The 11,221-nt window shown below is 60.0% G+C and carries 12 protein-coding genes; 7 read left to right on the top strand and 5 right to left on the bottom strand.

Annotation, left to right across the window (positions count from 1 at the left end):
* Positions 1-48 precede the first annotated feature (48 nt).
* Positions 49-1,434: a sodium-dependent transporter gene (locus tag HF931_RS00595; RefSeq protein WP_035550813.1), complete on the top strand. Its 1,386-nt coding sequence runs from the start codon at positions 49-51 to the stop codon at positions 1,432-1,434.
* A 305-nt stretch (positions 1,435-1,739) separates the two neighbouring features.
* On the opposite strand, the gene pip is transcribed toward HF931_RS00595, so the two are convergent.
* Positions 1,740-2,729: a prolyl aminopeptidase gene (gene pip / locus HF931_RS00590; RefSeq protein WP_273011224.1), complete on the bottom strand. Its 990-nt coding sequence runs from the start codon at positions 2,727-2,729 to the stop codon at positions 1,740-1,742.
* A 113-nt stretch (positions 2,730-2,842) separates the two neighbouring features.
* Between pip and HF931_RS00585 the strand changes: the two genes are divergently transcribed.
* The gene (locus HF931_RS00585) at positions 2,843-3,457 is read left to right on the top strand and encodes a hypothetical protein (RefSeq protein ID WP_273241437.1); all 615 of its coding nucleotides are present in this window, start codon (positions 2,843-2,845) and stop codon (positions 3,455-3,457) included.
* Between the two features lie 9 nt (positions 3,458-3,466).
* On the opposite strand, the gene HF931_RS00580 is transcribed toward HF931_RS00585, so the two are convergent.
* Positions 3,467-3,826 (bottom strand): DUF423 domain-containing protein, encoded by a 360-nt coding sequence (locus HF931_RS00580; RefSeq protein ID WP_273241435.1) that lies wholly within the window; start codon positions 3,824-3,826, stop codon positions 3,467-3,469.
* Positions 3,823-4,251: a PaaI family thioesterase gene (locus HF931_RS00575; RefSeq protein ID WP_035550823.1), complete on the bottom strand. Its 429-nt coding sequence runs from the start codon at positions 4,249-4,251 to the stop codon at positions 3,823-3,825. The genes HF931_RS00580 and HF931_RS00575 overlap by 4 nt, the downstream gene beginning before the upstream one ends.
* Before the next feature lie 107 nt (positions 4,252-4,358).
* Here HF931_RS00575 and HF931_RS00570 point away from each other — a divergent pair, with 107 nt between their 5' ends.
* Positions 4,359-5,471 carry a hypothetical protein gene (locus HF931_RS00570; protein ID WP_273241433.1) on the top strand — a complete coding sequence of 371 codons (1,113 nt, stop codon included), beginning with the start codon at positions 4,359-4,361 and terminating at the stop codon, positions 5,469-5,471.
* On the opposite strand, the gene dgcA is transcribed toward HF931_RS00570, so the two are convergent.
* Positions 5,468-6,451 carry an N-acetyl-D-Glu racemase DgcA gene (gene dgcA, locus HF931_RS00565; protein WP_273241431.1) on the bottom strand — a complete coding sequence of 328 codons (984 nt, stop codon included), beginning with the start codon at positions 6,449-6,451 and terminating at the stop codon, positions 5,468-5,470. The genes HF931_RS00570 and dgcA overlap by 4 nt on opposite strands.
* Before the next feature lie 88 nt (positions 6,452-6,539).
* Here dgcA and HF931_RS00560 point away from each other — a divergent pair, with 88 nt between their 5' ends.
* The 4 genes from HF931_RS00560 to HF931_RS00545 are packed head-to-tail and all read left to right on the top strand — an operon-like array spanning position 6,540 to position 10,012.
* Positions 6,540-7,664 carry an ABC transporter permease gene (locus tag HF931_RS00560; RefSeq protein WP_273011231.1) on the top strand — a complete coding sequence of 375 codons (1,125 nt, stop codon included), beginning with the start codon at positions 6,540-6,542 and terminating at the stop codon, positions 7,662-7,664.
* Positions 7,661-8,425 (top strand): ABC transporter ATP-binding protein, encoded by a 765-nt coding sequence (locus tag HF931_RS00555; RefSeq protein ID WP_273241428.1) that lies wholly within the window; start codon positions 7,661-7,663, stop codon positions 8,423-8,425. The genes HF931_RS00560 and HF931_RS00555 overlap by 4 nt, the downstream gene beginning before the upstream one ends.
* A gap of 18 nt (positions 8,426-8,443) precedes the next feature.
* Positions 8,444-9,403 (top strand): MlaD family protein, encoded by a 960-nt coding sequence (locus HF931_RS00550; protein WP_035550836.1) that lies wholly within the window; start codon positions 8,444-8,446, stop codon positions 9,401-9,403.
* Entirely contained in the window at positions 9,404-10,012 is a 609-nt protein-coding gene (locus HF931_RS00545; RefSeq protein WP_273241425.1) for an ABC-type transport auxiliary lipoprotein family protein, read from the top strand. It abuts the gene before it with no gap.
* 1 nt (position 10,013) lies between these two features.
* Here HF931_RS00545 and HF931_RS00540 read toward each other — a convergent pair whose 3' ends face one another.
* Complete coding sequence (locus HF931_RS00540; protein WP_035550842.1) at positions 10,014-11,219, bottom strand: acyl-CoA dehydrogenase family protein; 1,206 nt, start codon at positions 11,217-11,219, stop codon at positions 10,014-10,016.
* Positions 11,220-11,221 lie beyond the last annotated feature (2 nt).

Below are 11,221 nucleotides of genomic sequence, written 5' to 3'. Positions count from 1 at the left end.
TTTGCCGTCGATAGGTTCGCGCAAAACTTTGACCCGGGGAGAGGGCATATGGCAGGAGAAATTGGCCGCAAGACGGACCATTGGGGCTCGCGCTTTGGATTTATCATGGCCGCGGTCGGCTCATCGGTCGGATTGGGCAATTTCTGGCGCTTCCCATTCACTGCAGGTGAAAATGGCGGCGGCGCATTCATCATCATCTATCTGATTTGCGTCCTGTTCCTCGGCCTTACCGTGCTGATGGCAGAATATGCCGTGGGACGGAAATCCGGCATGTCGGCGATTGAGGGCATTCACTCTCTCGCGCGCGCCGAAAACAAGAGTGAGAACTGGCAGGTTGTCGGCTGGATCGGAACGCTGGGCTCGTTCTTTATCCTTACCTTCTACATCGTGATCTCAGCCTGGGTTCTGGCCTTCATTCCCCAGGCCTTCGACGGCACTTTCACACGCTTCGCAGATGAAGCGGCGCGCCTCACTGCAGAGACCGGCACAACTGTCAGCCTTGCAGATGTATCCTCCACCAATTTCGGCCAGACGATCAGCAATAAATACATGATCGGCACATTGCTTGCGGCCTTTATCGCGCTGAACACATTCATCGTGGCGCGCGGCGTGAAGGGGGGGATTGAAAAAGCGGCCACTTTCCTGATGCCTGCCTTCTTCATCCTGCTGATCGGTATTGTCGGCTTTGCGCTCGTTGAGGGTGATGCCGGTGCTGCGGCCAGCTTCCTGCTGACTCCGGATTTCAGCAAGGTCACCATGGCCACCTTCCTGGAAGCGGTGGGCCAGGCCTTCTTCTCGCTGTCCGTCGGCTCCTGCCTGATGGTCACCTATGGGGCCTATCTCAGCCGCGATACCAACATTCCACGCTCATCGGCCATTGTGGCGAGCGCCGATACGATGGTGGCGCTGATCGCTGGCTTTGCGATCTTCCCGATCGTGTTTGCCTTCGGGGCGGACCCGGCCGGCGGACCGGGCCTGTTCTTCGTGTCGATGCCAATCGCATTCAGCCAGATGGGCGCGCTGGGCGTCTGGGTTGGCGGAGCCTTCTTCCTGCTGGCCCTGTTTGCGGCCTTCACGTCTTCGATCTCATTGATGGAAGTGGGCGTTGCGTGGCTGGAAGAGCGCGAAGGCGTCACCCGTCCCGGGGCTGCAATGGGCATTGGCTTCGTCCTGTTCATGATCGGCATGGGCTATGTCTTCTCATCAGACTTTATCGACTTTGCTGACATCATCACTGGCAACATCATGCTGCCGCTCTGCGCCTTGTTGCTGGCGGTGTTCGCGGGCTGGATCCTTAGCCGCGAGATGCTGACCAGTGAGCTTGGCGAAGGGACGATCATGAATCTCTGGCGCTTCATGTGCCGCTGGGTTGTGCCACCTGCGCTGGCCTTCATCCTCGTGCTTGGCACACTGACCAAGCTTGGCGTGATCTAGGCAACAGCACACACAAGACCTGCGGAGAAGGGGGCGTCTATGCGCCCCCTTTTCTTATATGGGGACAGGTAGAAACAGCCCGCCAATCCGGCGCGCGGAATTCTGCGGCAGGATGGTGCCTGTCACCGGACTTTCTGGCTTTCCTGTTCCGGTGGGGCGAACGAGGCGATGCGTTCTCCCGGCGGCGGAAGGTGCAGGGTCGCAACCTGAACTTCCCCAATACCAAAACCTGACGCGGCCTCTGTCTCTTCCGCCCGTCACACTCTTCGTAAAACCGGAAGGCGCGGCCTGTCCGGCCTTTTGTGTTACGCCTTGATCAGGTCGGCATACTGGATGGCAAAATCGTCCGTTGCCTGGATCAGCTTGTCGACAATGCCGGGCTCCATGGAGGAGTGACCTGCATCCGGAATGATGTGGATGTCGGCTTTTGGCCAAGCCTTTGAAAGCGCCCAAGCGGTGGAGAGTGGTGTCACCACATCATACCGGCCGTGCACGATCACACCGGGCACATCCTTCAGCTTGGTTCTGGCTTCTTCCAGCAACCAATTGTCCGACGCGAAGAAGCCGCGATTGACGAAATAGTGGCATTCGATCCGGGCAAAAGCGTCGACGAAATCATCTTCATTGAACCGGGCAGGGGTTGTCGTTGGCCCCTTGATGGACAGGGTTTCGCCTTCCCAGCGCGACCAGGCGCGGGCGGCGTCGATGCGTGCCTGCTTGTCGTCGCCGATCAGGCGCTTGTGGAAGGCCATCAGAAGGTCGTCGCGCTCGTCCTCCGGGATCGGCTTGATGTAGCGGTCATAGGCATCCGGGAACAGACGGCTGGCGCCGGATTGGTAGAACCACTGGATCTCGGCTTTCGAGACGAGAAAGATGCCGCGCAGGACGAGGCCGAGCGTGCGATCCGGATGGGTCACGCCATAGGCCAGCGACAGGGTGGAGCCCCATGAGCCGCCAAACACCAGCCATCTGTCGACGCCGAGGGCATCCCGAATCGACTCCATGTCATCGATCAGGTCCCAGGTCGTGTTTTCCCGCAATTCAGAGTGCGGGGTGGAGCGCCCACAGCCGCGCTGATCGAACAAAATGATGCGATATTTGCCCGGATCGAAAAAACGCCTCATTTCTGGGCTTGAGCCGCCTCCGGGGCCTCCATGTACGGCAATGACAGGAATCCCGTTCGGATTCCCCGATTCTTCCCAGTAAATTTCGTGAATTTCGCTGACTCGCAGCCTTCCAGAGCGTCTGGATTCCAGTCTCGGATACAAAATGCGGCGGTTGGAGCGTCTGTTCATGCAGTTTTCACTTATTCTCAGTCATATTGTGCGGTGTTACTGGACTTGTGCCAGTGGCAACCGTAAACATTATTGCAGGTGTGGTCCCAATCAGGTGTGCAGGTGGCTGTCAAATGCGTAGTATAGTTCTGGGTGCATCCCTATGCCTTCTGGCAGGATGCGCAACCGTTTCGATGGTATCCGGTGAGACTTCGGTTGAAACCAGTCTCACGCAATCCCAGTCTGCCCTGCGTAAAGTTTCTGCTGAATATTGCACCGATGCCGTCAAGAAGGGCTGGATTGAAGCAACCGGCGGCTTGGCTGGCTTTGCGTCCACGCTGATCAACGGAAAATCTGACGACGAAACCCGCGACTATGCTTCCCGCATTGGCGCGAAATCAGATGCACCCTCTCTGGTGCTGGCACGCATCGTATCGGACGCTCAGGCCGCTCGTACCGGTCTGGCAGATGTCAGCCGTGAAGCCCGCGATGTGCTCGAAACCGGCGGGCAGGATTCTGCCACCCGCGCCGATGTGATGAGCTATGAGCGGGCCCTGGTGCGCGCACAGATGGCCTATCGCAACTTCCAGGGTGCCCTTGGCGATGTCACGTCCCGGTCCGACATGGACATGGATATCGCGCCAGTTGACCGGGAGCTCAAATCGTTCGCAGACACGATCGACGACGCCCGCGATACGGCAGATGGTCTCGCGGATAAATACGCCTCGCTTAGCCGTTCGACTTCTTAAGTCGCGTCTCTAGGCTGCCTTTCGAGCGCCAAAGGCGCAGAGAGCCCACCCCACCAGCAATCCAACGCCGCCAATCGGGGTGATCGCCCCGAACCAGCGCGGCGCGCCCAACGCCATCGCGTACAGCGTTCCGGCAAAGATGATCGTCCCAATCGCAAACGCCCAGCCCGCCTTGCGCAGCAGGCCGGTGTTGCCGTGCAGGGAAATGGCCAGCGCGGCGACAGAATGCGCCAAGGCATAGAGCGTTGCCGTGTGCCACCAGTCTGTGCCTTCAGCCGTCAGAACACCTTCCAGCCCATGCGCACCAAAGGCGCCCAGCGCCACGGCTGCAAAGCCCAGAAGGCCGGCGATCAGTCCCAATGCATTCATGCCATTCCACTCGGTTCTCTCGGGATCGCATAGGTCACAACCGCATGACTTGACGGCTTGTCTGCGCCTTCGATCCGTACATCCACTTCCATGACGGCCAAAGCCTGACCGATCTTCAATATACGCGCATCCGCGACGACCACATCCCCGATACAAGGTCGCAGGAAGTTGATGCTGAGATTGCTGGTCACGGTCATGGGCTCATGGCCCGTCTTCGTCATCACGGCCATATAGGCGGCGGAGTCGACCAGCGACATCTGCGTCGGTCCGGAAATGTAGCCGCCGGGGCGCAAATTCGATTCATCCGCCACGAGGCGCATCACGGCGCGGCCATCTTCCATCAGCGTGACTTCCGTTCGATTGTCTTTCGTCGCGAATGCGCCGCGCAGGAATGTGTTGGCTTCGTCTGCCGTCATCTTGGTCATGATTTTTTGGGCTCCCTTTGCGTCACGGCTTGAACCGTCTGTGTGTGTCGTTCACCCTAGCTGCGGGACGTTGCCCGCCAAGTGGTGACGCGAAGGAAGGAAACGACATGCTGACAGCCGGAGATGAGTATCCGATTCACCAGACACCGGAACCTGTGGCCTTTTCAGGCTCCGACCGGAATTTCTACGACCGCTATTTCTTCAATGGCTATTCTCCCGATGGCGAGACGTTCTTCGCCGCGGCGATGGGCATTTATCCGCACCTGAACATTATCGACGCTGCCGTGTCCGTTCTGAGGGGCGGTAAGCAACATTCGGTCTTCTTTTCCCGTCCGCTGAACATGGAGCGGATGAACACCTTTGTTGGTGGCTTTTCAGTAGAAGTGGTCGAACCGCTGAAGCGCATACGGCTGAAGGTTGAGGAAACCGAAGGCATTGCGCTGGACCTTGTCTTCGAGGGGCGGGCCTTCCCGATCGAGGAGCCGCGCTTCACACGCCGCCAGGGGCCGCGCATGCTGATGGATGTGACGCGCATGACGCAGAATGGCCGCTGGGCTGGCAAGCTGCGCATTGATGGCACAGAGATCGATGTCTCACCGGAAAGCTGGACGGGAACGCGTGACCGCAGCTGGGGCGTACGTCCGATCGGGGCGCAGGATACACAGCCGCTGATCCCGCCGCTGCCGCCGCAATTCTACTGGATCTGGACGCCTACCAATTTCCCGAACCTGTCCATGTTCTATCATGTGAACCATGATGAGGCGGGTGAGGCGTGGAACACGCGCGCCGTGCTGGCGATGGATGGCGCAGGGCAGGGCGATCTGATCCATCTCGACAAGCCGCATATGGATATCCAGTACACGTCCGGAACGCGGCGGATGAAATCTGCGAAGCTGCACCTTGAAGACGGTCAGGGCGGCGCGCATACGGTGAGCTTCGAGCCGTTTGGTACCTTCCTGATGAAGGGCATTGGCTATGGCCATCCGGAGCGCAAGCATGGCTCGTATCAGGGCGATCAATTATCCGTATTGCGCGAAGACTACGAACCGGAAAAGCTGGCGTGGCAGCAGCCGGAGAATCTGCACATTCAGGCCATTGCCCGCGCAAGGCATGAAGGCCCGAACGGGTTGTCCTCCGAAGGGATCGGCGCATTCGAGCAATTGTTCATGGGCCCGCATGCGCCAAGCGGCTTCAAGGATATTCTGGACGGCGCGGCCTAGCCCCAGAGTTCGGGCTTCGGTGGGCTGATCATTCCATCCGTATAGGTCAGGCCGTCTACCACATCCTCGGCGAGCCAGAGTGGTCCGTCGAGGTCGGTGGCATCCGCAAGGCCAGCCAGCAAGACAGCAGGCGCCATGGAGATGGAGCCTGCGACCATGCAGCCAATCATGACATTCATGCCGCTTGCCCGGGCAGCCTGCACCATGCGGATCGCTTCAGTCAGGCCTCCGGTCTTGTCGAGCTTTACGTTGACCGCATCATAGCGACGGGCAAGGTCCTGTATCTCTGCGCTGGTGTGCGCGCTTTCGTCCGCGCACACTGATACCGCGCCGGGCCGACGCAGCAAGGCCTCGTCCTTGCCAGCGGGGAAGGGCTGCTCGACCAGAACGACGCCCAGTTCTGCGGCGCGCTTCATGATGCCGGGGAACTGGTCCACCAGCAGGCCCTCATTGCCATCCACAATCAGGCGCGCATCCGGGCGGGCGGCATGAACCGCTTCGATCCGGTCAAGATCCTCCGGGCCGCCTAGCTTCAGCTTCAGGAGCTTGCTCGGCGTGGATTTGGCCGCCTCTCCCATCGCTTCGGCGGTGTCGAGACTGACCGTCACGGCAGTTTCGACCGGCCCGGGTTCGGGCAGGCCCGCCAGTTTCCAGACAGGCGTGCCGGTCAGCTTCGCTTCAAGGTCCCATAGCGCGCAGTCCACGGCGCACCGTGCGGCGCCAGCTGGCATCGCGTCCTGAAGGGCATCCCGGCTCAGCCCGTCTTCGATTTGCGCACGCATCTCCTCAATCGCGGCGCGCACGCCGGGCTGGGTTTCGCCATAGCGCGGATAGGGCACGCACTCCCCACGGCCAACAGCGCCATCCTGGCGTATGGTTACCAGAATGGTCTCCGCGCTGGTCTTCGCACCGCGCGAAATGGTAAACGCGCGCTTCAGGGGCGAAGAAAAATCAGTGATTTCAAGGGTCCGCTTGGCCATGTATGGTCCTGATAGATGAAATTTGAACAATCCTGCTTTTCAGGTCTTAAGCATGTTTGGATAGGGTGGGCAGGTATAAAAGTATTGCATGGCAAACCCTAACACCCCCGAATTCGCGCTGGAAACCAGCGACGAACAGACTGTGCTCCGCGTCTCGGGCGACTGGACGGTGCGCACGGTTCAGATCGTGGATGAGGATTTGCGCGCCCTGGAAAGTGGGGCGGGTGTGACACTGGACGTATCGGGTCTGGGCCAGCTGGATACGGCCGGAGCGTTCGTCATTGACCGCACATTGCGCCAATTGTCAGACGCGCCTGCAGATATTGTGGGAGACCATCGGAACGCCGAAAACCTGATCGGTCAGGTTCACGCGGTCACCGACGTGGACGAGCCCAAACGCCCGGCGCATGGCGGATTGGTCGACATGCTGGAACGCACCGGTCGCGGCTTCATGAATATGCTGTCCGAGTCGCGGGACATGCTCGCTTTTCTGGGCGAGACGCTGGTGACGACGTTCCGTCTGGTGCTGACGCCTTGGAAACTGCGCTGGACGTCGATTGTGTCTGTCCTTGAAGAGGCCGGTCTCGATGCGATGCCGATCATCGCCTTCCTGTCGTTTTTTGTCGGCATGGTGGTCGCCTTTATCGGCGCGACGACTTTGCGCGACCTCGGATCTGAAATCTTCGTCGTCGAACTGATCGGCTTCGCCATGTTGCGAGAGCTGGGCGTCATGATGACCGGGATTGTGTTGGCGGGGCGAACCAATTCCTCCTTCACGGCGCAGATCGGCACAATGAAGATGCGTCAGGAAATCGACGCGATGCAGACACTCGGCCTTAAACCGATGGACGTTCTGGTCGCGCCGCGAATTCTGGCGATGGTGGTTGCAACGCCGGTGCTGGCATTTGTTGGTACGATTGCGGGAATTGCGGGCGGCGTGATGGTGGGCTGGATGGCGCTGGACATCAATCCGGCCCTGTTTCTGGATCGGTTGCAATCCAATGTTCCGCTGGACCAGTTCTGGGTGGGCATGTCCAAGGCACCCGTGTTTGGCTTTGTCGTGGCACTGATTGCCTGTCGGCAAGGCCTGAACGTTGGCGGGTCAGTCCAGTCGCTGGGCAGCAAGACGACGACATCGGTGGTGCAGGCCATATTCTCGATCATCGTGATCGATGCATTGTTTGCCATCTTCTACATGGAGATGGGCATATGACCGATGATTTCATCATCCGCATACGCGACCTCAAGACAGCCTATGGCAGCCATGTTGTTCATGAGCATCTGGACCTTGATATCCGGCGAGGCGAAATCATCGGCATTATCGGCCCGTCCGGCTGCGGCAAGTCCGTTCTGCTGCGGGCGATTACCGGCCTCAAGGAACCGGCAGCGGGCAGCATTGAAGTGTTTGGCAAGCGTCTGGAGACGCTGGACGCCGAAGAACGCGCCGCGGTCGAGCGGAGCTGGGGGGTGATGTTCCAGGATGGCGCGCTGTTCTCGAACCTCACCGTGCGTGAAAACGTCATGGTGCCGATGAAAGAGCACACCGAGCTTTCGCCGCAGCTCTGCCGAGAACTGGCCGACATGAAGATCCTGATGGCCGGGCTGCATGCTGATGCGGGGCCCAAATTCCCGTCGGATTTGTCCGGCGGCATGCGCAAGCGGGCCGCACTTGCCCGCGCGCTGGCGCTGGATCCGGAGCTCTTGTTCCTGGACGAGCCGACAGCCGGGCTCGACCCCATCACGGCGGCCAAGTTCGATGCCCTGATCCGCGATCTTCAGCGCGCACTGGGCCTGACTGTCTTCCTTGTGACGCATGATGTGGATACGCTGCATGCGACGTGTGACCGGATTGCCGTGCTTGGCGAGAAACGCGTGCTGGCGGTCGGAACAATTGATGAGTTGAGGGCCTTTGATCATCCCTGGGTCCAGGAATATTTCGGAGGTCCGCGTGGGCGGGCCGCTGCGGGACACTAGAAGAGGAGCCCGGAGACAATGGAAACACGTGCGAATTATGCGCTGATCGGTGCGTTCGTGATTATTGCGACCATGGCGGTTGCAGTCTTCACATTGTGGCTGGGCCAGTCGCAATTCCGTCAGGATTTCGAAGCCTATGACATCGTCTTCGAAGGCCCGGTGTCTTTGGAGCAGGGGGCATCCGTCCGCTATATCGGCATCAAGGTGGGCGAAGTATCCTGGGTGCGGATTGATCGGGGGGATCCGTCAAAGGTTCGCGCCCGCATCCGCGTCGACTCCGAAACGCCGGTTAAGGTGGACTCGACCGCCTCGATTCAGTTGGCGGGTATCACCGGCATTACCTTTGTTCAGATCACGGCAGGCACACCGAATGCGGCCTCCTTGCGCGCGCGGCCTGGACAGCCCGTTCCCGTCATCAAGGCAGAGCGCACCCAGCTCGACGAGATCTTTGCCGGTGGCGCCGAAGTGCTGGGCAAGGCGACGCGCACGATTGAGCGGGTCAATCTGGTGCTGACCGATGAGAACATCGAATCCCTTTCCAAGACGCTGACCAATATCGAGCGACTCAGTGGCCAGCTTGCCGCCACGGATGGCACGATGGCGCAGGCGACGACCACGTTGCGAGATGTGTCCGCTGCGGCGCAGCGGTTTGAAGAGGCTTCGGCCTCCTTTGGATCTTTCAGTTCCAATGCGGACGCGCAAATCACTCAGTTTGGCGGTGAGGCCAATGCGCTGATCGCTGATCTGAGAAACGTCACAGAGAACGCGAATACAGCCGTAGAAGAGAGCAATCGCGCCATCTCAGCCGCCGCCGATGCAATTGAAGGCCCGGCGACGGACGCGCTTCAGGATGCTCGTCTGGCCAGCCGTGATCTGCGCGTGTTGATCGCACGTCTGGACCGGGTGGCGCGTGAACTTGAACAGAACCCACAGGGCTTCGTGGTCGGTGACCCGGCCCCGTATGAGGAGAGCCGATAGATGATCCGTAAGCTTGCTACCTGCCTCGCAACGGGCGTTGCCGCCTTTGGCCTGGCCGCCTGTGTCTCTGTCTTGCCGGAACCGAAAGTGCCGCAAGGGTTGTACCGGTTTGCCGCCGTTGAGACGGTGTATGATCTTGAAGCATCCATTGTCGTTCGCGAACCGGAAGCGTCGCGCCTTGTCGCCGGACGGGCCATTGCAGCGGAGGATTCCTCCGGTGCGCTGAGGCTGGTGCCGAATGTGGAGTGGACCGATTCCTCCACGCGCCTGATGCAGATGGCAATGCTGGATGCGCTGGAAGGGAATGGGCCGGGCAAGGCGATTGTGCCGGAGACGGGCGCGCTTGCAGAATATGAACTTGCGTGGCAGGTGACCGATTTCACCCTGTCCGGAACGACGGGGCGGTGCCGGGTACGTGCGACCCTTCTGGAAGGGGCATCGCGGGATGTTCTGGATCAGACGATTGTTTCAACCACGCAGCAGGCCGATGGCGATTCCAATGCAGACCGCGCCAAGGCGCTGGCAGGGGCCGGGCGGGCCTGCGTGGACGAAGTTGCCGGCTTTGTCAGCCAGTACATCAACGCCCACGCGGCCAAACCCGAAAGCTGAGCTAGCCGCTCTTCATCTGGTCGAACGGCAGGTCCTTGTCGACCCGGACATCCTGAGGCAGTCCAAGAACGCGTTCGGCGATGATGTTCTTCAGGATCTCGTCCGTACCGCCAGCAATGCGCAGGCCAGGGGCCCACATGAAGCTCTGCTGGAAGATGGCGTCGGCTGGCATCCGGTCTGAATCCGTCAGGATGCCGTAATGGTCCTGCATCTCGATGGCCGAGTTGCAGATATCCTGAAGATGGTTGGCCGTGATGATCTTACCGATCGAGTTTTCCGGTCCCGGTGTCTGGCCGCGCGACAGGGCCGTCTGTGTACGGAACTTGGTCAGCTTGTAGCCTTGCGCTGCGACATACCAATCCGCCAGCTTCTCGCGGAAGGCCTGATCCGACATGGTGCCGGCCTCTTTGGCGTAGGCCATGATCTCCGCCCAGTCCGGGCCCGGCGATCCGCCCACGGCGAGGCGTTCGTTCATCAGCGTGACGATGGCCACTTTCCAGCCTTGGCCGACATCGCCGAGGCGATCGGAATCCTTGATACGGACGTCGGTGAAGTAGACTTCGTTGAACTCACGGCCGCCAGATGCCTGGTGGATCGGGCGAACTTCAACGCCAGCCTGTTTCATGTCCACGATGAACATGGTCAGGCCCTTGTGCTTTGGCACGCTCGGATCGGTCCGGGTCAGCAGGATGCCGTAGTCGGAATAATGCGCGCCGGAGGTCCAGACCTTCTGGCCGTTGATGACCCATTCGTCGCCATCTTTCACGGCGCGGGTCTTCAGGCCTGCGACGTCAGATCCTGCGGACGGCTCCGAGAAGAGCTGGCACCAGATTTCCTCGCCTTTCAGCGCCTTGCCGACATAGCGTTTCTTGTGCTCGTCAGACCCGAAGGCGATGACGGTCGGGATACACATGCCAAGGCCGATGGTGAACGGGCCGGTTGGCGCGTCGAACTTGCCTTCTTCCTGGTTCCAGATGACCTGCTGCATCGGTGTGCCACCACGACCGCCGATCTCCTTTGGCCATGTTATCTGGGCGTAGCCGTTCTCAGCCTTCGTTTTCTGCCATTCCTTGGCGCGGCGCATGAATTCAGAGCCATCGACGCGCTGGCGCAGGGGCTTGTCGCCTTTTGGGTCAAGGTGTTTGCCGAGGAAAGCGCGTGCTTCGGCGCGGAATTCGGCTTCTTCTTTGGTATCGTTGAAGTCCATGT

It is taken from the genome of Hyphomonas atlantica corrig. (assembly GCF_017795365.1).
Classification (GTDB): Bacteria; Pseudomonadota; Alphaproteobacteria; order Caulobacterales; family Hyphomonadaceae; genus Hyphomonas; species Hyphomonas atlantica.
The sequence above is the reverse complement of the archived record's forward strand: the minus strand, read 5'-3'. Positions and strand labels throughout refer to the sequence as shown.